The sequence below is a fragment of the Stenotrophomonas maltophilia genome (assembly GCF_013464485.1).
GTDB classification, from domain to species: Bacteria; Pseudomonadota; Gammaproteobacteria; order Xanthomonadales; family Xanthomonadaceae; genus Stenotrophomonas; species Stenotrophomonas maltophilia_AW.
In genome coordinates this window covers 1-20,776 of sequence record NZ_RAUX01000026.1, presented here as the reverse complement: position 1 = coordinate 20,776, position 20,776 = coordinate 1, and the positions used below count along the sequence as shown (strand labels likewise).

Annotated in this window: 15 protein-coding genes; 13 read left to right on the top strand and 2 right to left on the bottom strand. The window is 68.1% G+C overall.

Going from position 1 to position 20,776, the window contains the following annotated elements; translation table 11 throughout:
• Positions 1-67: 67 nt before the first annotated feature.
• Positions 68-682 (bottom strand): DUF938 domain-containing protein, encoded by a 615-nt coding sequence (locus D7Y61_RS11625; protein ID WP_180866370.1) that lies wholly within the window; start codon positions 680-682, stop codon positions 68-70.
• 685 nt (positions 683-1,367) lie between these two features.
• On the opposite strand from D7Y61_RS11625, the gene D7Y61_RS11620 reads away from it, so the two are divergent.
• The 10 genes from D7Y61_RS11620 to D7Y61_RS11575 all read left to right on the top strand — a co-directional run bounded on the left by D7Y61_RS11620 (position 1,368) and on the right by D7Y61_RS11575 (position 16,130).
• Positions 1,368-2,999 carry a metallopeptidase TldD-related protein gene (locus D7Y61_RS11620; protein ID WP_180866369.1) on the top strand — a complete coding sequence of 544 codons (1,632 nt, stop codon included), beginning with the start codon at positions 1,368-1,370 and terminating at the stop codon, positions 2,997-2,999.
• A 30-nt stretch (positions 3,000-3,029) separates the two neighbouring features.
• Positions 3,030-4,664, top strand: a complete 1,635-nt coding sequence (locus D7Y61_RS11615; protein ID WP_180866368.1) for a TldD/PmbA family protein — start codon at positions 3,030-3,032, stop codon at positions 4,662-4,664.
• Between the two features lie 21 nt (positions 4,665-4,685).
• Positions 4,686-6,020: a TldD/PmbA family protein gene (locus D7Y61_RS11610; RefSeq protein WP_180866367.1), complete on the top strand. Its 1,335-nt coding sequence runs from the start codon at positions 4,686-4,688 to the stop codon at positions 6,018-6,020.
• Entirely contained in the window at positions 6,020-6,727 is a 708-nt protein-coding gene (locus tag D7Y61_RS11605; RefSeq protein ID WP_043400817.1) for a DUF4159 domain-containing protein, read from the top strand. Before D7Y61_RS11610 ends, D7Y61_RS11605 begins: the two co-directional genes overlap by 1 nt.
• 16 nt (positions 6,728-6,743) lie before the next feature.
• Positions 6,744-7,727 carry an AAA family ATPase gene (locus tag D7Y61_RS11600; protein ID WP_180866366.1) on the top strand — a complete coding sequence of 328 codons (984 nt, stop codon included), beginning with the start codon at positions 6,744-6,746 and terminating at the stop codon, positions 7,725-7,727.
• Between the two features lie 7 nt (positions 7,728-7,734).
• The gene (locus D7Y61_RS11595) at positions 7,735-8,631 is read left to right on the top strand and encodes a DUF58 domain-containing protein (protein ID WP_180866365.1); all 897 of its coding nucleotides are present in this window, start codon (positions 7,735-7,737) and stop codon (positions 8,629-8,631) included.
• Entirely contained in the window at positions 8,628-9,749 is a 1,122-nt protein-coding gene (locus tag D7Y61_RS11590; RefSeq protein ID WP_180866364.1) for a BatA domain-containing protein, read from the top strand. The genes D7Y61_RS11595 and D7Y61_RS11590 overlap by 4 nt, the downstream gene beginning before the upstream one ends.
• Positions 9,746-11,911 (top strand): hypothetical protein, encoded by a 2,166-nt coding sequence (locus D7Y61_RS11585; RefSeq protein ID WP_180866363.1) that lies wholly within the window; start codon positions 9,746-9,748, stop codon positions 11,909-11,911. Before D7Y61_RS11590 ends, D7Y61_RS11585 begins: the two co-directional genes overlap by 4 nt.
• Positions 11,908-13,749 (top strand): hypothetical protein, encoded by a 1,842-nt coding sequence (locus D7Y61_RS11580; protein ID WP_180866362.1) that lies wholly within the window; start codon positions 11,908-11,910, stop codon positions 13,747-13,749. The genes D7Y61_RS11585 and D7Y61_RS11580 overlap by 4 nt, the downstream gene beginning before the upstream one ends.
• A gap of 248 nt (positions 13,750-13,997) precedes the next feature.
• Entirely contained in the window at positions 13,998-16,130 is a 2,133-nt protein-coding gene (locus D7Y61_RS11575) for an IgaA/UmoB family intracellular growth attenuator (RefSeq protein WP_180866361.1), read from the top strand.
• 9 nt (positions 16,131-16,139) lie between these two features.
• On the opposite strand, the gene D7Y61_RS11570 is transcribed toward D7Y61_RS11575, so the two are convergent.
• Positions 16,140-16,658: a hypothetical protein gene (locus D7Y61_RS11570; protein ID WP_180866360.1), complete on the bottom strand. Its 519-nt coding sequence runs from the start codon at positions 16,656-16,658 to the stop codon at positions 16,140-16,142.
• A 205-nt stretch (positions 16,659-16,863) separates the two neighbouring features.
• On the opposite strand from D7Y61_RS11570, the gene D7Y61_RS11565 reads away from it, so the two are divergent.
• The 3 genes from D7Y61_RS11565 (at position 16,864) to D7Y61_RS11555 (ending at position 20,756) form a co-directional block, all read left to right on the top strand.
• Positions 16,864-19,353: a DEAD/DEAH box helicase gene (locus tag D7Y61_RS11565; RefSeq protein WP_180866359.1), complete on the top strand. Its 2,490-nt coding sequence runs from the start codon at positions 16,864-16,866 to the stop codon at positions 19,351-19,353.
• Positions 19,350-20,375 (top strand): ribonuclease H-like domain-containing protein, encoded by a 1,026-nt coding sequence (locus tag D7Y61_RS11560; protein ID WP_180866358.1) that lies wholly within the window; start codon positions 19,350-19,352, stop codon positions 20,373-20,375. Before D7Y61_RS11565 ends, D7Y61_RS11560 begins: the two co-directional genes overlap by 4 nt.
• A gap of 66 nt (positions 20,376-20,441) precedes the next feature.
• A complete protein-coding gene (locus tag D7Y61_RS11555) occupies positions 20,442-20,756 on the top strand; it encodes an I78 family peptidase inhibitor (RefSeq protein ID WP_049461562.1) in 315 nt (104 codons plus the stop codon).
• Positions 20,757-20,776: the final 20 nt, after the last annotated feature.

The window sequence follows — 20,776 nt, the reverse complement described above, 5'->3', positions numbered from 1 at the left end:
GTGCCGGCCGCTGGCCGGCCTCTTCCTGGCCATCGATTGCCGGCCAGCGGCCGGCACTACCGGCGGTTCAGCCCAGCCGCCACAGCAGCAGCCGGTTGTTGGCCGGCATCGCCACGTCGCGCAGGCGGGTGAAGCCGTTGTCCTCAGCCAGCGCCTGCACGGCCTCGCTGTCGCGGATGCCGCTGCGCGGATCACGCGCCTTCAGCCAGGCATCGAACTGCGCATTGCTGTCGCTGGTGTAGCGGCCGCCATAATTGAACGGGCCATACACCGCCAGCAGCGCACCGTGGCGCAGCAGCGGCGGTAGCGCGCCGAACAGCGCCTGCACGTACTCCCAGCCCATGATGTGCAGCGTGTTGGCGCTGAATGCGGCGTCGAACGTGCTGCCCTCGGACAGTACCAGGCCCGGCGCGGGCGGTAGCTCCACCTGCAGCGCCACGGGCGACAGCAGATTGAGCAGCGCCGCCTCGGCGCGCCAGGCCTCGATGCCAGGCAGATGGTCCGGATGATCGCTGGGCTGCCAGCGCAGCCACGGCCAGCGCTCGGCGAAGAAGGCGGCGTGCTGGCCGGTGCCGCTGCCGATTTCCAGCACCCGATGGCGGTCGCCCATCCACGGGTCGAGTGCGGCGGCGATCGGTTCGCGGTTGCGCTCGCAGGCTTCTGAATACGGCTTGCTCGACATCAGGGACGGTGTCCAGGCGGAGTCGGCCCCATTGTGCACGAGGGGGTGTTGCTCGGCAGGGCGGCGCCCTGCACCTGCCGAAGCCGGAACAACGGCAACAGCCGAAGCAACAGCAACGACGGGCTTCCTGCGGGATGGCGGGATGGGTCCGGTTACGGGGGACGCCGTGAATACGTCCCTGTAGGCTCGGTCGCGCCATCCATGGCGCTCACGCCCCCGCAACCGGACCCACCCCGCCTTCGACAGTTTTACGTGGTCTGTTGGAACGGCTCTTGGGGTCAGATCCGTTTTCCGCAGKAAAACGKATCTGACCCCGGATTCATTTCGATATCTGACAGATTGTGTCGACCAAGGTCGACACCTACCAACAGCCGCAGGAATCTGTCAGAGGTGGGGCGGTGTCGGATTGCGGGGTGTCAGCCGCATGGATGCGGCTGCCAAGCCTCCATGGACGGATTCACGGCGTCCCCGCAATCCGACACCGCCCCGCCAACCCACGGAATGCCMGCTTTTGMCGTTGMCGTTGCCCTGGCTTGAAGCAGGTGCAGGGCTGCAAGCCCTGCCGCCCCCCACCAACCATGACTGCAGTCACTTGCCCGAAGCCGCCGTGCTGGCGAAAGTCGAGGAGTTGACGTGATCGGTCCGGCCCGTTGCCAACCGCACGCAAGCGAGAGAGAGAAACGCTGTGCAACGACGTGAGTTCCTGGCTTTTTCCGGTCTGGGCCTGGCGGGCCTGCTGCTGCCGCATTCCCGTGCCATCGCCGCCGAGCAGCTGCTCGCCCCGGTCGATACCGCCCAGCGTCGGCGCCTGGCCGAGGTCGCGCTGGCGGCCGCACACAGCGCCAAGGCCAGCTACTGCGACGTCCGTATCGGCCGCTATCTCAACCAGTCGGTCATCACCCGCGAGCACCAGGTCGGCAATGTGACCAACCGTGAATCGTCCGGCGTGGGCGTTCGGGTGATCGTCAACGGGGCCTGGGGCTTCGCTGCAACCCATCAACAGACCGAGGCCGCCGTGCGCGCTGCGGTCGAGCAGGCTGCGGCAATCGCCCGCGCCAACGCCGGCATCCAGACGCGGCCGGTGCAGCTGGCGCCGACGCCCTCGGTCGGCGAGGTACGATGGCAGACGCCGGTGCGCAGGAACGCGATGGCGGTGCCCATCCAGGACAAGGTCGAGCTGTTGCTGGCGCTCAACACCGCGGCGCTGAATGCGGGTGCCGACTTCATCAATTCCACCCTGTTCCTGGTCAATGAACAGAAGTACTTCGCCTCCAGCGACGGCTCCTTCATCGACCAGGACATCCACCGCATCTGGCTGCCGTTCACCGCTACCGCCATCGACAAGGCCAGCGGCAGGTTCCGCACCCGTGCCGGGCTGTCCTCGCCGATGGGCATGGGCTACGAGTTCCTGGACGGCGATGCACGCGGCAAGGTACAGCTGCCCGGCGGCATCACCGCCTACCGCGATTCCTACGACCCGGTCGAGGATGCCATCGCCGCCGCCCGCCACGCGCGCGAGAAGCTGAAAGCGCCGTCGGTGAAGCCCGGCAAGTACGACCTGGTGCTGGACCCGTCCAACCTGTTCCTGACCATCCACGAGAACGTTGGCCACCCGCTGGAGCTGGACCGCGTGCTTGGCTACGAAGCCAACTACGCCGGCACCAGCTTCGCCACGCTGGACAAGCGCGATGCCGGCTTCCGCTGGGGCAGCGACATCGTCACCTTCTTCGCCGACAAGACCCAGCCCGGCAGTCTCGGTGCAGTCGGCTACGACGACGAAGGGGTGAAGACGCAGCGCTGGGATCTGGTGCGCGACGGCGTGCTGGTCGATTACCAGGCCACCCGCGATGAAGCCCATATCCTCGGCCGCGACGCCTCGCATGGCTGCAGCTATGCCGATTCCTGGTCCAGCGTGCAGTTCCAGCGCATGGCCAATGTCTCGCTGGCACCGGGCAAGCAGCCGCTCAGCGTGGAGGACATGATCAAGGATGTGGAGAACGGCATCTACATCCACGGCCGGGGCTCGTATTCGATCGACCAGCAGCGCTACAACGCCCAGTTCGGCGGCCAGCTGTACTACCAGATCAAGGACGGAAAGATCGCCGGCATGGTCGAGGATGCGGCCTACCAGATCCGCACGCCGGAGTTCTGGAACGCCTGCACCGCCATCTGCGATGAACGCGACTTCCGCCTGGGCGGTTCGTTCTTCGACGGCAAGGGCCAGCCCGGCCAGGTCTCGGCGGTCTCGCACGGTTCGTCCACCACCCGTTTCAACGGCATCAACATCATCAACACCGCGCGCAGTCTCGGCGCTTGAGCCACCCATCCTTCGACATGGAGAGCAGCCTTGCAAAGACGTGACTTCCTGGCCCTGACCGGGCTTACCGCGGGCGGGCTGATCGTGCCCTCCTTCTTCGGCAAGGCGATTGCCGCCGAACAGCTGCAGAGCACGCTGGACCTGGGGCTGAAGAAGCGCCTGGCCGATGCGGCGCTGGCCGCCGCCCGCCAGGCCGGTGCCACCTACTGCGACGTGCGCATCGGCCGCTACCTGCGGCAGTTCGTGATCACCCGCGAGGACAAGGTGCAGAACGTGGTGAACACCGAATCCACCGGCGTGGGCATCCGCGTGATCGTCAACGGCGCGTGGGGTTTTGCCGCCACCAACGCACTGGGCGCTGCCGATGTAGCCAGGGCCGCGCAGCAGGCGGCCGCCATCGCCAAGGCCAACGCCGGCGTGCAGACCGCACCGGTACAGCTGGCCAAGGCGCCGGGCGTGGGCGAGGTGAGCTGGAAGACGCCGATCCGCAAGAACGCCATGGAAGTGCCCATCAAGGAGAAGGTCGACCTGCTTCTGGACGTCAATGCCGCGGCGATGGGCGCTGGCGCCAGCTTCGTCAATTCGATGCTGTTCCTGGTGAACGAGCAGAAGTACTTCGCCTCCACCGATGGTTCCTACATCGACCAGGACGTGCACCGCATCTGGGCACCGATGACGATCACCGCCATCGACAAGTCCAGCGGCAAGTTCCGTACCCGCGAAGGCCTGTCCTCGCCGATGGGCCTGGGCTACGAGTATCTGGATGGTGCGGCCGCCGGCAAGGTGGTCAGCCCGAATGGTGTGGTCAACTACAGCTCTTCCTACAACATGAAGGAAGACGCCATCGCCGCCGCCAGGCAGGCGCAGGAAAAACTGAAGGCCCCGTCGGTGAAGCCGGGCAAGTACGACCTGGTGCTCGACCCGTCGCATACCTGGCTGACCATCCACGAGTCGATCGGCCACCCGCTGGAGCTGGACCGTGTGCTCGGCTACGAGGCCAACTACGCCGGCACCAGCTTCGCCACCCTGGACAAGCGCGAACAACATTTCCAGTACGGCAGCGAGCTGGTCAACATCTTTGCGGACAAGACCCAGCCGGGCAGCCTCGGCGCGGTGGCGTACGACGATGAAGGCGTGAAGTGCAAGCGCTGGGACCTGATCAGCAATGGCAAGCTGGTGGATTACCAGACCATCCGCGACCAGGCCCACATCCTCGGCAAGACCGAGTCCGACGGCTGCTGCTACGCCGACTCGTGGTCCAGCGTGCAGTTCCAGCGCATGGCCAACGTGTCGATGGCACCGGGCAAGAAGCCGCTGAGCGTGCCGGACCTGATCAAGGACGTGGAGAACGGCATCTACATCATCGGTGATGGTTCGTTCTCGATCGACCAGCAGCGCTACAACGCGCAGTTCGGCGGCCAGCTGTTCTACGAGATCAAGAACGGCCAGATCACCCGCATGCTGGAAGACGTGGCCTACCAGATCCGCACGCCGGAGTTCTGGAACGCCTGCACCGCCGTGGCCGACGAGCGTGACTACCGCCTGGGCGGTTCGTTCTTCGACGGCAAGGGCCAGCCGGGCCAGGTCTCGGCGGTCTCGCACGGTTCGTCCACCGCGCGCTTCAACGGCATCAACGTCATCAACACCGCACGCAGCCTCGGCTGATCGGTCAGGAGCCCTTACACCATGAGTATCTTCACCGAAGCCCAGGCCAAGGCCATCCTCGACAAGGTCATCGCCCTGTCCAAGGCCGACGAATGCACCGCCGTGCTGGCTGGCGCGATCAGCGGCAACATCCGTTTCGCGCTGAACAATGTCTCCACCAGCGGCATCGTCGACAACACCGAGCTGGCGGTCACCGTCGCCTTCGGCAAGCGCGTCGGCACTGCCTCGATCAACGAGTTCGACGACGCCGCGCTGGAACGCGTGGTGCGCCGTGCCGAAGACCTGGCGCGCCTGGCCCCGGAAAACCCGGAGTTCATGCCGGCCATCGGCAAGCAGAGCTACCGCGCCAGCCCGACCTTCAGCGAGTCCACTGCGGCAATTGATCCGGCCTTCCGTGCCAAGGTTGCCGCCGATTCGATCGCGCCGTGTCGTGGCAACGGACTCATTGCCGCTGGCTTCCTGGAGGACGGCCAGGGCTTCCAGGCCACTGCCAACAGCAATGGCAACTTCGCCTACCAGCGCACCACCAACTTCGATTACACCTGCACCGTGCGTACCGAAGACGGCCGTGGTTCGGGCTGGGTCGGCCGCAACCTGAAGGATGCGGCGGACTTCAAGGCCGAGCAGGACATCCGCATCGCCATGCGCAAGGCCACGGAGTCGGCCGAGGCCAAGGCGCTGGAACCGGGCAAGTACACGGTCATCCTGGAGCCGGCCGCAGCCGCCGGCCTGATCAGCTTCATGATGAACTTCTTCAGCGCGCGCTCGGCCGATGAAGGCCGCAGCTTCCTGTCGAAGAAGGGCGGCGGCAACAAGCTGGGCGAGCAGGTGTACGACCCGCGCGTGAGCATGTATGCCGACCCCTGGCACCCGGAAGCGCCGGTGCTGCCGTGGGATGGCGAAGGCATGCCGCGCGAGCGCATGGCCATCATCGAGAACGGCAAGGTGGCCAACCTGGACTACTCGCGCTTCTGGGCACAGAAGCAGGGCAAGACCGCCAAGGCGACGCCGGGCAACCTGCTGATGAGTGGCGGCGACAAGAGCACCGCCGAGCTGGTGCGTGGCACCCAGAAGGGCATCCTGGTCACCCGTACCTGGTACATCCGCATGGTCGATCCGCAGACCGTGCTGCTGACTGGCCTGACCCGCGATGGCACCTTCTACATCGAGAACGGCCAGATCAAGCACCCGGTGAAGAACTTCCGCTTCAACGAATCGCCGGTGATCATGCTCAACAACATCGAAGAACTGGGCAAGCCGGTGCGCGTGGCCGGGGATGAATCCAGCTACGTGATGATGATCCCGCCGATGAAGCTGCGCGATTTCACCTTCACCTCGCTGTCCGACGCGGTCTGATGGATCGCCGGGCCTGCCTGCGCTGGTTGGCCGCTGCCGCTTCGGCGGCGGCGCTGCCAGCGTTCGCGCAGGCGGGCCCGCGCAGTTCGCGCTACGACTTCTGGTTCACCCGCCTGCAGTACGACTCCGGCGACTGGGACGTGGACGCGCGCATGCCGTCCAACCTGATCACCTCGCTGATCGACTACACCTCGCTGCGCGTAGACCCGCAGGAACACGTGGTAGCGCTGGCCGACCCGCGCATGCTGGAAGCGCCGTTCTGCTACCTGGCCGGACACACGCTGGTGGAGTTCAACGCCGCCGAGCGGCAGAACTTCGTGCGCTATGTGCGTAATGGCGGCTTCGTCTTCGTCGACGACTGCAACCACGATATCGACGGCCTGTTCGCTACCTCGTTCGAAGCGCAGATGGGTCGCCTGTTCGGACCCAAGGCACTGCAGAAGCTGCCCAACAGCCACCCGCTGTACCGCAGCTTCTTCCGTTTCCCCGACGGCCCGCCCGCCACCAGCTTCGAGCTCAACGGCTGGGGCGACGATCTGGTTCACGACTACCTGAAGGGCATCGAAGTCGACGGCCGCCTGGGCCTGCTCTACAGCAACAAGGACTACGGCTGCGAGTGGGACTACGACTGGCGCAACAAGCGCTTCCTGGCCGAAGACAACACCCGCTTCGGCGTCAACATCGTGATGTACGCGTTGAACAATTGATAGGACCTGCACGCCCATGACCACCCCCGACCTCGATTCCCTGCTGCCGCGCCTGCACGATCTGCGCGCTGCGCTCGCACGCGCGGTGGTGGGCCAGAACACCGTGGTCGAACAGCTGCTGATCGGCCTGCTGGCCGGCGGCCACTGCCTGCTGGAAGGTGCGCCCGGGCTGGGCAAGACCCTGCTGGTGCGTTCGCTCGGCCAGGCATTGGAACTGCAGTTCCGGCGCGTGCAGTTCACCCCCGACCTGATGCCGAGCGACATTCTCGGCACCGAGTTGCTGGAGGAAGACCACGGCACCGGCCATCGCCATTTCCGCTTTCAGCAGGGCCCGATCTTCACCAACCTGCTGCTGGCCGACGAGCTCAACCGCACCCCGCCCAAGACTCAGGCGGCGCTGCTGGAAGCCATGCAGGAACGCACGGTCAGCTATGCGGGAACCACCTATGCGCTGCCCGCACCGTTCTTCGTGCTGGCCACGCAGAACCCGATCGAACAGGCCGGCACCTACCCGCTGCCGGAAGCGCAGCTGGACCGCTTCCTGCTGCACGTGCTGGTTGATTACCCCAGCGAGGACGAGGAACGGCAGATCCTGGAACAGACCACCGGCGGTGCCACGGATGGGGTTCCGAAGGTGATGGATGCCGGGGCCGTGATCGCCTTGCAGGCGGCCGCGCGCCAGGTGCATGTCAGCCCCGATGTGCTGGCCTGGATCACCCGCCTGATACGTGCCAGCCGACCGGGTGACGGCGCACCTGCGGCAATCAACCAGTGGGTGAAGTGGGGCGCTGGCCCACGTGCCGGCCAGTCGCTGGTGCTCGCTGCGAAGGCGCGCGCACTGCTGCAGGGCCGATTCGCCGCCACCCGCGAGGACGTGCAGGCGCTGGCCGCTCCGGTGATGCGCCATCGCCTGCTGCTGTCGTTCGCCGCCGAGGCCGAGCAGAAGCGTGCCGACGACGTGGTCGCCACGCTGCTGCAGGCCGTGCCGTTCCCGGGTTGATCCACGCGTGAATGCAGGTGCGCCGCTGACGTTGCCTCCGGAACTGCGTGCGCGCCTGCGCTTGCTGCGGTTGCGGCCGCGCCTGGCCAGCGGGGCGAGCGGCATCGGCCAGCACGCCAGCCGCAGCCGCGGTGCCGGCCTGGAATTCGCCCAGTACCGTGCCTACGAGCCGGGTGACGAACTGCGCCAGATCGACTGGAAGCTGTACGCGCGCTCGGACCGCTTCTTCGTGCGCGAATCCGAACGCGAAAGCCCGATCACGGTCTGGCTGCTGCTGGATGCCACCGCCTCGGCCGGCCAGGCCGACCATGCAGCACCGCAGCGCACGCGCCTGGACCACATGCGTGGCGTCGCCGCGTGTGTGCTGGAACTGGCCCTGCAGCAGGGCGACCGCTTCGGCCTGCTGGCAATCAACGGTGATGGCCTGCAACTGGTGCCGGCCGCCAGTGGTGCACGCCAGCGCGATCGCATCCATCTGCAACTGCATGCCCTGCAGGCCCGCGGCGCGTGGCCGGTGGCCGAGCGCCTGCGCCCGCTGTGGGAGCGCGTGCGCCCCGGCGATCTGCTGCTGGCCATCGGCGACGGCTTCGACGAAGGCGGTATCGCCTTGCTGGAACAACTGGCTGGCGCGCGCCGCGAGGTGATGCTGCTGCAGATCCTGACCGCCGACGAACGCGACTTCCCGTTCGATGCCGGCCATCGCTTCCGCGATCCGGAAACCGGCGACGAACTGCTGGGCGATGGCGCGGCAATCCGCAGCGATTACCTGCAGCGCTTCGCTGCCGCGCGCACCACCCTGCAGTCACGCTTGCAGGCCACCGGCATCGCCAGCGCGACCGGCTGGCTCGACCAACCGCTGGACCAGCCACTGCAGGCCCTGTTCGGCCGCCGGGGCAGCGCATGAACCTGCTGTTCCCGCTGGGCCTGGCCGCACTGGCTGCCTGGCTGCTGCCGCTGCTGATCCACCTGGCCCGCCGCCATCCGTACACGCCGCTGGATTTCGCGGCCCTGCGCTGGCTGCGCGCGCAGATCCGCCCGCGCCAGCGCATCCGTTTCGATGACTGGTCGTTGCTGCTGGTGCGCCTGCTGTTGCTGGCAGCGCTGGCTCTGCTGCTGGCGCGGCCGGCGTTGACCGGCCCCGCGCCGGTCAACACTGCGTGGACCGTGGTAGCGCCGGGACTGGATGCCATGGCACTGCGTGGAACGGCCGAGGAAGGCAACTGGCACTGGCTGGCAGCTGGCTTCCCCACCATTGACCAGGCACCACCGGTCTCCAGCGCTTCCCTGCCCAGCCTGCTGCGGGAACTGGATGCCCAGCTGCCCGCCGGTACCGCCTTGACAGTGCATGTGCCCGATCCACTGCCCAGCCTGGATGGCGCGCGGCTGCAGCTGTCGCGCGAGGTGCAGTGGCGGCCACAGCCGATGCCGATCGCGAAGCGGCATCCTGCGGCGGCCTCGCCGCGCCTGCGTGTACACGTCGGTACATCGTCCGCAGCCCAGCACTGGCTGGATGCGCTGCAACGCGCCTGGGGCGCGCAGGCGGCGCTCTCGCCGCTGTCAGCAGATGCACTGCCCGAACTTGGCGAGACAGGCGTATGGGGCCGCAGCGAGCCGTTGCCTGCCAACTGGCAGGGATGGTTGCGCGACGGCGGCCACGTACTGGCTGCAAGCAAGCCCGGCGCAGAGGCGAATGTACTGCTACGCGACGCCAACGGTGCACCGCTGCTCTGGCACCAACGCATCGGCCAAGGTCATCTGCTGTCGCTGCCTGGCGACTGGAATGCCGCCAGCAACGCAGCACTGCGCGATCCGCAGCTGCCGCGTGCCCTGCTGCTGGCCCTGCAGCCCCCAGCGTCACCGCGCCTGGGCGATGCACGGGACCAGGCACCGCGCGCGGCCGCACTACCTTCGACGACGCCCCCGGTGCGTGAGCCCACCCCCTGGCTGTTGCTGTCCGTCGTACTGCTGTTCGCGCTGGAACGCTGGATGGCCAGCAGCGCCCGGCGCAGGGTGGCCGCATGAACACCCTGCAGCACGCCTGGCAACGCGCGCGCCGCCGCCGTGCGCTCATCACCCTGCTGCTGGGCCTGCCGTGGGCACTGGCTGCGACCGTGCTGGCGCTGCGCTTGGCCGGCTTCGATATCGCCTGCGTGGTCGGCACGCTCAGCCTGCTCGCCTGCGCGGCGCTGGCCACTGAGCACGCCCGTCGGCTGGACCGGCAATGGCTGCAACGCCAGCTCGATGCCAGCGGCACCAGCGAGGACAGTGCCGATCTGCTGTTCGCCGATGCCGCTACGCTCAACCCGCTGCAGCAGCGCCAACGCACGCACGTGCTGGCCGCGCTGGGGCGCAACATGCCGGAGCTGCGACCGCGCTGGCCGCGCGTGGTGCTGGCCCTGTGCTGGATTGCGGGCCTGGCCATCGCACTGCTGGCACTCGGCTGGCCGCGCTCCAACAGCGGCCCTGCCGCCGTTGCACCCACGGCGCACGGCGGCATCACCCCCGCGGGCCCACTGCACCTGCAGTCCACCCGCCTGCGCATCGACGCACCGGCCTATACCGGCCAGGCCACGCTCACCCAGAATGCGCTGGATGCCAAGGTTGCTGCCGACAGCCAGCTGTCGTGGTCGTTGCGCTTCGACCGCGCACCGGACAAAGCGTGGCTGCAGTTCCATGATGGCCGACGCCTGCCGCTTAACGAGCAGGACGGCCAATGGCAGGCGCAGGACGTGGCACGCGCGCCGGTGCTGTATCGCGTGGTGAGCGAACCGGCACTGGCCGAGACCCGCCTGCATCGGCTGGACGTGGTGGCCGACCGTGCGCCCAACGTGCGCGTGCTGGAACCCGCTGCCAGCCTGGTGCTGGGCTCGCCCGGACAGCGCCAATGGTCGCTGCGCTTCGAGGCCAGTGACGACTACGGCGTGGCCGCACAGGCAACGCTGTCGATCACCACCACCCAGGGCAGCGGTGAGAACATCACCTTCGTGCGTCGCAGCGTCAGCCTCTCCGGTAGTGGCGAGCCGACCGCACGACGCTTCGCGCATACGCTCAACCTCGCCGCATTGGGTGCGCAACCTGGCAACGATGTGATCGCCCAGCTGGAAGTGCGCGACAACCACACGCCCACACCGCAGACCGGACGCAGCAGCAGCGTGATCCTGCGCCTGCCCAGTGCCGAGGTTGCGCTGGATGCCGAGCTGGAAGGCCGCATCAAGAAGACACTGCCGGCCTACTTCCGCAGCCAGCGACAGATCATCATCGATGCCGAGGCATTGATCCGGCAGCGACATGGCCTGGCCGCTGATGACTTCATCAAGCGCAGCGATGCGATCGGTGTCGACCAGCGCATCCTGCGCCTGCGCTACGGCCAGTTCCTGGGCGAGGAAAGCGAGGGCGCACCGAAGCCGCCGCCGACCAGCGACCTGCCCACCAGCGATGCGCCGACCGCAGATGGCCATGACGACGATCACGAGCACGACCATGGCGCGCAGGCCGGTGGGCACGACGACCATGGCCATGATCATGGCGGCACAGCCAACGCAGATACCCCACCGGTGTTCGGCAGCGCCACCGACGTGCTCTCCCAGTACGGCCACACCCACGACCATGCCGAGGCGGCCACCCTGCTCGACCCGCAGACCCGTGCGACGTTGAAGGCAGCACTGGACCAGATGTGGTCGGCCGAAGGCGAGCTGCGCCAGGGACGTCCGGAACAGGCCCTGCCATTCGCCTACAAGGCGCTGGGCTTCATCAAGCAGGTGCAGCAGGCCGAGCGCATTTACCTGGCCCGGGTCGGGCCGGAGCTGCCACCCATCGACGAAAGCCGCCGGCTGGGCGGTGATCGCGCCGGGCTGTCCAGCCGTGAACTGCCCTTGGCTGCACGCGCGCCGCCGGACCCGGCCATTATCGAAGCCTGGCAGCGTCTCGGCGAGGACATCGGCACACCCGATCTCGATGCGCTCGCCAGCTGGCAGCAACGCAACGCCACCTACCTGCCCGATGCACTGGACCTGGCTGCGGCCATCGAGCAGCTGCGCATCGAGCCCGGCTGCCGCGACTGCCGCCAGCGCCTGCGTGCGCAGCTGTGGCGTGCCCTGCAGCGTCCGTTGCCGCAGGTGATGCGGCGCAGTGCCGCCGACGCGATGGGGCAACGGTATCTCGACGCGCTGGAGGCGCAGCCATGAACGCCTCCGGTTCGAGCCTGTGGATTGCGCTGGCACTCGCCCTGGTCGTGGTCATCGCCAGCGTGCGCCAGTTGCGTGGAAGCACAACGCACCCAGGCCATCGGTGGATCATGATCGTGCTGCAGATCATCGTCGCCACGTTGCTGTACTTCTGCCTGGTACCTCCTACGCATCAGCGACCTGCCGCCGGCCTGGTCGTGCTCGGCGCCGAGGCCGACAAGGCGGCTGCGCTGCCAGCCAGCGAAGGTCCGCTGCTGCTGCTGCCGGAAGCGGGCGATGTACCTGGTGGGCAGCGTATCCCCGACCTGGCCACCGCGCTGCGCCAGCATCCAGCGTCCACGCTCACCCTGGTCGGTGCTGGTCTGGTCGCACGCGATCGCGACGCGGAACTGCCGCGTGAGGTGCGCTGGCAGCCGGCACCCCCACCGCGCGGCTGGGTCGCGCTGCAGCCACCGGCCGGTGTTGCTCCCGGCGGACGCTTCGAGGTACAGGCGCAGGCGCGTGGCGCGGCAAAGGCGAAGGCCGAGCTGCTGGACCCGGCCGACACCGTGGTCGATCGCGCGGACGTTGCCGAGGACGGCCGCGTCCAGCTCACCGGCATCGCCCGCGCCGAAGGCCGCAGTGTGTTCCGGATGCGCCTGCTCGACGCGGAAGGCCATGTGGTGGACAGCGTGCCGGTGCCGCAGCAGACACTGTCGGCGGCACCCCTGCGCCTGTTGGTGCTTGCCAGCGCGCCCGGGCCGGAACTGAAGTATCTGCGCCGCTGGGCCACGGACGCGGGCCTGCGCGTGCAAGCGCAGGCCGACACCGGTGCCGGGCTCAGCGTGGGTGATGGCGTGGTCTCGCTCGATGCTGCAACGCTGGCGCGCAGCGACCTGCTGCTGCTCGATGAGCGCCGCCTGGCGGCATTGAGTGGAGGCCAGCTGGCCGCGGTTCGCGAGGCCCTGCGCGATGGACTGGGCGTGCTGGTGCGCAGTGCTGGCGCACCTTCGGCCAGCGCGCGCCAGCACCTGCATGATCTGGGGCTGCCGGTGCAGGGTGACGGCAGCAGCCACCCCCTCGACCTTCCTGGCGATGGCGAAAGCGCGATGCTCGCCGCGCGCCGTGGCCCGCTTGCCGCCGGCACGCTGCCGACCGGTTACGGCGAAGAAGCCGACCGCAGCTCGCACAGCGCCGCGCTGCCTTCGCTGGAAGCATTGGCGCTGCAGGCACCGGGCAGCAATACGCTGCTGCACGATCGGGGTGGCAAGGCCGTCGGCGGCTGGCGTGCGGCCGGCAAGGGCCGCATCGGTCTGCTGCCGCTGACTGACAGCTGGCGCTGGGTACTGGCCGGGCGGGATGACCGCCACGGCGAACTCTGGAGCAGCGTGGTGGCCGCGCTGGCGCGTGCACGGGGAGGCGCTGATGCACTGTGGTCACCGCAGCCGATCAGCTGGGCGGGGGAACGACAGGTGCTATGCGGCGTGCAGGCGCCACTGCAGGTCTTCAACAAGCGTGGCGACGATGTACCCCTGATCGTCGATGGCGCGACGTCGGCGCTGCGCTGCGCCGGCTGGTGGCCCCGTGAGGCAGGCTGGCAGCGCCTGCAGCATGGCGACAACGTTGTCTGGCGCTATGTGTTCGATCCCAAGGAGGCACCTGCATTGCATCGGCAGGCGATGATCGATGCCACCACGCAGGCGCTGGTCCGCAGCGCACCGGCGAATGCACAGGCCACGCGGCCGGTGCCGGGTTCGCGCTGGCCATGGTGGCTGGCCTTCGTGCTGTGCGCCGCGCTGCTGTGGTGGTTGGAGCGGCGGCGCGTGCGCGGCTCTCGATTGACGCATTCAGCGCCATAGGACAGGCGACAGCGCGTAGCCCTCCACCTCGACAGCAGCCGTCTCCCTTACGCGCATATCAACCTGCGTGCCCGGATCAGAGAGTGCCGGCCCCCTCGGGTTTGCCCTGCACGGGCCACCCGAGGCAGACTGATGCGCGGACGGACAGCTCCATTGGAGGGAGCCATGATCGACACGATGTCGTGCGCATCACCCACATCCCCACACCCCGCCATCGCACCTCAGCCGCCTTCGGCCGAGGTGCGTCGATGAGCTTCTTTATCATCGTCAAGATCATCCTGCTGCTCGTGGCGCTGGTGGCTTGGCTGAACTACCAGTCGCGGCGCAAGGACAACCAGAATGCGCTGGCCGACCTGCGCCGCACGCAGGTAGTCCGTGAGCTGCAGGACGACGAAGCACTGGCCTTGGAGCCCCTCCGAGTCGCCCACGGTCTTGCGTGGGAAACCGGTGTACGTCGCCTGCAGGGTCGCTTCAGCCGCCATGGCATCATCGCCAACGGCGTCGAGACGCTACACGACACCCTCGGCGGTGTGGACGTGCTGCTGCCCTACGATGCCCCCTTGTTCCTGGCCGAGGACAACGTCGCCGACGTCGTGCTGACGGCGCGTCAAGCCATCGTCGTGCGGCTCAATGATTTTTCCGTTGTCGAAGGACGCAGCCGCAGCCTGCATGATGGCCGCGCTGACGGGCTCCCGCCTGGCGCCCCACCACTGCCCGCGCCCCCGTCCATGCCCGCCCAGCCAGTCACGACGCTGGAAGAGCGTGCCGAGACCCTCGAGGAAACCCTGCTGCGGCAGCGGCCCGCGTTTGGGTGGTTGCCAGCCGGCTTCTGGATCCTCGCACTTTCACTGCTGCTGACGGCCACCGTCGCCGACGTGGGAGATGCGCTGCCGCTGGTCATGCTGCTGGCCGTTGCAGCGGCCCTGGCTGGTATCGTGTGCCAGGTGCGGCCACCGTTGCGCAAGGTCCGGCCTGGGCGGGTCCATCGCGTGCAGGGCGTGCTGCATCGGCTGGACATGCCCAATCCGAGGAATGCCGCACTGCGGCTGCAACGCTTTTTCGTCGGCGACAGCCTTCAGGTACAACTCCCGGCGCACTGGCAGCAATGCGGGCGCCTTCCGCTGCAGCAGACCGTGCACCTGGATATCGCCCAGGCCACCGGCGAGGTCCTGTCGATGGGCCCTCACTGGTCGCGGGTGGATGAACAGCGCCGTTTCCCACCCATCCGCTGGGGCGGCACCCTGCTGCTCCTGGTGATTGCGCTGCTGGGGGCGGTGACCGCGATGCTGGCCGGTGATTCCAACGATCTACGCCTGGCCTGGCATGGCCTGCAGGGCACCCAGACGCGGACTGACAGCAACGCCGACAGCCTGCTGCAGGATCCTCCGCAGCCTGGTGACCGCGTACGGCTCAACGGAGAAGGTCAATGCGAGCTCGCGTTGACCCGGCTGGCCGATACCGGCACGGAGGTGGTGCTTCCGGATTGCACGCGGATGCACTGGGGCGCCACGGCAGTGGTGCTGCCTGCGCTGTCGGTGCCCGACCCACTGCTGTTGCTGTACCGCGGCAATTTCGTCAATGCGCAGAAGGACGGTTATACGTCAATGCTACGCATGCTGATGATGCAGCAGATCAGCGACCCCTATCAGCAGGCGCTGATGGCAGCGCGTGGCGAGCAGCAGATAGTGACGGCGCTCGGCCGCATGGTCGATACGGTCGAAGCCGCCTGCACGGTCGGCCTGCCCGATTGTGCGGGGCTGCAGCAGTCCATCGTGCACGCGCTCGGTGCTTCAGTGGACGTGGACGGTCAGGACACCGCGTTGGACGACTGGGCGAAACTGGCCATGCACATGCGCCGGCTGGCCGCAGAGGGCGAAGACGGGATGTCCATGACCGAGGGCGACCTCGGCACCCTTCGCGGCATCGCCCGCGAGCATGCCGGTGCCGCCATCGCTACCCGGTTGGCAGCGCTCACCCCGCAGTTGATCAGCCTGCAGCGCGGCGGCGTGGTGCTGGAAATGCCCGATGACCTGCGCTCCGGGGTGCATCACGCACCGCAGGAGCCCGTACGTTCCGACACGCTGCTCGATCATTGGCAGGAAGCAGAGGCGGTGGTCACAACCCCTGTACCGTTCTCGTTGCAGGGACTCGTGCTGTCCACCTGGCAGGACGCAGGCGGTCTGCGCCTGCGCGTGGAGCCCGGCGCCTCCGATGACCGCATCCAGCGTGCGGCGGCCAGCAGCCTGATGCTGCTGCTGTCACTGGGGCTGATCGTAGTGCAGGCCGTCCTGCTGGCGCGCAGCATCCTCCGCGCCCGCGCCCGGCGACGCGCGCTCGACGCCGACCTGCAAGCACGCCCGGCACCGGGCCAACCGGCCTGATCGTCGCGGCTATTTCGCTGGCGATGCATCGCCGGCACCCTGCTCCTGGGAGAACTGCAACGCGCGCCGCTGCTGCTCGGCGCTGAGCGCCGGCGGCGGCCGTGCGACCGCCGCCTGGATCTGGTCCGGACCACCGGTGAGCTTGTTCAGCCCGCGGCCCGCCGCCAGCACACCCTTGACCACGCCCATCATGATGTAGCCGCCGCCCAGGCTGACCTGCTCGGGCGTGGGCGGTTCCTGCCAATCGCGGCTGAAACGGTTGTCGCCGAACTTCACCGGGTTCTTGAAGCGGTACAGGTCCAGCGGCTCGTCTTCCGGCTTGAGTGCGCGCACTTCGCCAAGGGTGGTCACGTTGTCATGCGGCAGGGCGGTGGAAACCGGTCCGGTGGTTGCCGTCGAAGCATCTGCCGGGGGAATGGGCGCAGGATCGGGGACCGCTACCGGCACTGCCTGCTGCGCCTGCGCGATGCCCGCCAGCAACAGGCTGGCCAGCAGTCCTCCCTGCGTTCCACGTCGTGCCACAGCCACCCACCCTGTTGGTTGCGTCCAGCGCCCAAGGATACGGATGCGGGCTTCAGATTTCGTTGCCGGTGCGGCGATTGTTCAGCCTGCGGAACAGCTGCGACGCCGGGGGCTCTGAACAGTTCACTGCATCCCACGCCGATGTCTCACATCCTGAGACGTGGATGTGGTGCCATGTGACCCCTCGCAATCCGTCCCGGCTCCACTTTCCATGGCCTACGAACTCGCCAAGCGCACCGCCGATGCCGAGCAGAAGCTCGCCACCCGCGACGGCCTGCCCGCGCGCGACGGCGCCCTGCTCAGCGCGCGCCTGCAGCGCCGCTACCAGGACCGCATCACCGGCAGCTTTGCCATTCCGGGCCGCGAAGGCCGCTACGCGCCCATTCCCGATTCGGTTCCGCCGGCCCTGGCTGCCGCGCTGAAGGCCCGTGGCATCGAGCAGCTCTACAGCCACCAGGCCGAGGCGTGGGAGGCCAGCCAGCGCGGCGAGCACGTGGCCATCGTCACCCCCACCGCCAGCGGCAAGTCGCTGTGCTACACCCTGCCGGTGGTCAGCGCGGCGATGCAGGACAAGGCCAAAGCGCTGTACCTGTTTCCGACCAAGGCACTGGCCCAGGACCAGGTGGCCGAACTGCTGGAACTCAACCGTGCCGGCGACCTGGGCGTGAAGGCTTTCACCTTCGATGGCGACACCCCCGGCGATGCGCGCCAGGCGATCCGCCTGCATGGCGACATCGTGGTGTCCAATCCGGACATGCTGCACCAGGCCATCCTGCCGCACCACACCAAGTGGGCGCAGTTCTTCGAGAACCTGCGCTACATCGTCATCGATGAAGTACACACCTACCGCGGCGTGTTCGGCAGCCACGTCACCAACGTACTGCGCCGGCTCAAGCGCATCTGCGCGTTCTACGGCGTGCAACCGCAGTTCATCCTGTGCTCGGCCACCATCGGCAACCCGCAGGCGCATGCCGAGGCGCTGATCGAGGCAACGGTCACCGCGATCACCAAATCCGGCGCGCCCAGTGGGCCCAAGCAGGTGCTGCTGTGGAACCCGCCGGTGATCAACCCGGACCTGGGCCTGCGCGCGTCGGCGCGTTCGCAGAGCAACCGCATCGCCCGCATCGCGATCAAATCCGGGCTGAAGACGCTGGTGTTCGCACAGACGCGGTTGATGGTGGAAGTGCTGACCAAGTACCTGAAGGACATCTTCGACCACGACCCGCGCAAGCCACCGCGCATCCGCGCCTACCGCGGCGGCTACCTGCCCACCGAGCGACGCGAGACCGAACGTGCGATGCGTGCCGGCAACATCGACGGCATCGTCAGCACCTCGGCGCTGGAACTGGGCGTGGACATCGGCAGCCTGGACGTGGTGATCCTCAACGGCTACCCGGGCAGCGTGGCCGCCACCTGGCAGCGATTCGGCCGCGCCGGGCGCCGCCAGCAGCCCGCGCTGGGGGTGATGGTGGCCAGCTCGCAGCCGCTGGACCAGTACGTGGTTCGCCATCCGGACTTCTTCGCCGAGGCCTCGCCCGAACACGCCCGCATCGCCCCGGACCAGCCGCTGATCCTGTTCGACCACATCCGCTGTGCAGCCTTCGAGCTGCCGTTCCGGGTCGGCGATGGCTTCGGCCCGATCGATCCGGAAGTGTTCCTGGAAGCGCTGGCCGAAACCGAGGTGATCCACCGCGAAGGCGAGCGCTGGGAATGGATCGCCGACAGTTATCCGGCCAACGCGGTCAGCCTGCGCGCGGTGGCCGATGGCAACTTCGTGGTGGTCGACCGCAGCGATGGCCGCCAGCAGATCATCGCCGAAGTGGATTACTCCGCCGCCGCGCTCACCTTGTATGAAGGCGCCATCCACATGGTGCAGTCCACCCCGTACCAGGTGGAAACGCTGGACTGGGAGGGCCGCAAGGCCTATGTCACCCGCACCCACGTGGACTACTACACCGACAGCATCGACTTCACCAGGCTCAAGGTGCTGGACCGCTTCGATGGCGGCGTGGCCGGCCGTGGCGATTCGCACCATGGCGAAGTGCACGTGGTGCGCCGCGTGGCCGGCTACAAGAAGATCCGCTATTACACCCACGAGAACATCGGCTACGGGCCGGTGAACCTGCCCGACCAGGAACTGCACACCACGGCGGTGTGGTGGCAGCTGCCGCAGGCCTTGCTGCTGCGCGCCTTCGCCAGCAAGCAGGATGCGCTGGATGGCTTCCTCGGCGCCGCGTATGCGCTGCACATCGTCGCCACCGTAGCGGTGATGGCCGATGCGCGTGACCTGCAGAAGTCGGTGGGCAACGGCGATGGTTCCTGGTTCGCGATTGCCGACCAGAGCGGCCGTGGCCAGCTGCGCGGCAGCGAGGGCGATCCCGGTGTGGTGGAACTGCTGCAGGAGTTCGTGCCCACCGTGTATCTGTACGACAACTTCCCCGGCGGCGTCGGCCTCAGCGAACCGCTGTGGCAGCGCCAGGCCGAGCTGGTGCAGCGCGCGCGCGAACTGGTGCAGCGCTGCGACTGCAAGGCCGGCTGCCCGGCCTGTGTCGGCCCGGTGCTGGCCGCGCAGGAAGAGGATGACACCTCGCCGCGCGCGCTGGCGCTGCGTGTGCTGGACCTGTTCGATGCCGAGGCCTGCCGGCACGTGCCCGACGTGGTGGTGACCACCCGCGACCCGATGGAGCTGCTGGCCCCGTGAGCCTGAGCCTGGACAAGCTGCGCCTGCTGCGGAAGCAGGCCGGTGACCCGAAGGCAGTCACGCCGGCTGCGCCCGAGCCGCCGCCCGCAGCACCTGCGGCACCGGTTGCCGCCAACGATGCGCGGCAACCACCGGCCGAGCGTTCGGTGTTCGCCTGGGTCGAACAGGAAATCCGCCACAAGCCGACCGGTGCAGCGGCCTCCACACCGGCACCCGCACCGCTGCGTCGGCCGGAAGTGGGCAGCCTGCATCGCCTGCTCGGCCTGCGTTCGCGGGGTGGAGCCGCGCCGGCACGCGCCAGCGCGCAGGATCGCCAGCTGCCCGGTGAGGAGATCGCACCGGGCCTGTTCCTGATCGAATCGCTGCAGCCGCAGCCCATTCCGTCGCAGCCGCTGTCACTGGATTTCGCCCGCCGCGAAGGCGAACACGTGGCCCCACGCGATCTGCTGTTCTTCGATACCGAGACCACCGGCCTGGCCGGCGGCACCGGCACCCGTGCCTTCATGATCGGTGCCGCCGACTGGCATGTGTGCCCGCAACGCGGCGAAGGCCTGCGCATCCGCCAGCTGCTGATGGCGACGATGGCCGCCGAGGATGCGATGCTGGCCACCTTCGCCCGCTGGCTGCAGCCGTCCACCGTGTTCTGCAGCTACAACGGCCGCAGCTACGATGCGCCGCTGCTGAAGGCGCGCTACCGGCTGGCCCGCCAGCGCTGCCCGATCAGCGCGTTGGATCACGTCGACCTGCTCTATCCGACCCGCCGCCGCTATCGCGGCACGTGGGAGAACTGTAAGCTGTCCACCATCGAACGCCAGCTGCTGCGCGTGGTGCGCGAGGACGACCTGCCCGGTTCTGAAGCGCCGGGCGCATGGCTGCGCTTCCTGCGCGGCGGCGACGCGGTGAACCTGCGCCGGGTGGCCGACCACAACCACCAGGACGTGGTGACCCTGGCCCTGCTGCTGCAGCGGCTGGTACGGGAAGAACAACGTGAGCGCGAAACCCTGGCGCTGGTCGGGCAGTAGGCGTTGACGCAGCCTGACGGTGGCAGCGGTGACACTGCCGCCACCATCCACGCCTGGAGCCCGACGATGCGCCTCAACCCTCTGGTCCTGCTCGCCATCCTGCCCTTGGCCGCCTGCAGTCACGCCGGCAGCAGCACCACCCACGATCCCGCGCCAGCGCCCGTGGCCGATGCCGCGCACGAATGCAGGCCGGAGGCGCTGGAGGCCTTCACCGGCAAGACCGCCGACGAAGCCACGATCAAGAAACTGGTGGCTGACAGCGGCGCGCGCGGTGCACGGGTGGTCAAGCCGGGCATGGCGGTGACCATGGACTTCCGCCAGGACCGCGTGACCGTGCAGGTGGATGCGCAGAACCGCATCGAGCGCGCCAGCTGCGGTTGATCGCCTCAGGGTAGTGSCGG

Coding starts and splice junctions, on each gene's coding strand:
- D7Y61_RS11590 (WP_180866364.1), top strand. CDS start 8,628: ATGAACCTGCTGTTCCCGCTGGGCCTGGCCGCACTGGCTGCCTGGCTG.
- D7Y61_RS11600 (WP_180866366.1), top strand. CDS start 6,744: ATGACCACCCCCGACCTCGATTCCCTGCTGCCGCGCCTGCACGATCTG.
- D7Y61_RS11605 (WP_043400817.1), top strand. CDS start 6,020: ATGGATCGCCGGGCCTGCCTGCGCTGGTTGGCCGCTGCCGCTTCGGCG.
- D7Y61_RS11575 (WP_180866361.1), top strand. CDS start 13,998: ATGAGCTTCTTTATCATCGTCAAGATCATCCTGCTGCTCGTGGCGCTG.
- D7Y61_RS11610 (WP_180866367.1), top strand. CDS start 4,686: ATGAGTATCTTCACCGAAGCCCAGGCCAAGGCCATCCTCGACAAGGTC.
- D7Y61_RS11625 (WP_180866370.1), bottom strand. CDS start 682: ATGTCGAGCAAGCCGTATTCAGAAGCCTGCGAGCGCAACCGCGAACCG.
- D7Y61_RS11555 (WP_049461562.1), top strand. CDS start 20,442: ATGCGCCTCAACCCTCTGGTCCTGCTCGCCATCCTGCCCTTGGCCGCC.
- D7Y61_RS11580 (WP_180866362.1), top strand. CDS start 11,908: ATGAACGCCTCCGGTTCGAGCCTGTGGATTGCGCTGGCACTCGCCCTG.
- D7Y61_RS11565 (WP_180866359.1), top strand. CDS start 16,864: ATGGCCTACGAACTCGCCAAGCGCACCGCCGATGCCGAGCAGAAGCTC.
- D7Y61_RS11585 (WP_180866363.1), top strand. CDS start 9,746: ATGAACACCCTGCAGCACGCCTGGCAACGCGCGCGCCGCCGCCGTGCG.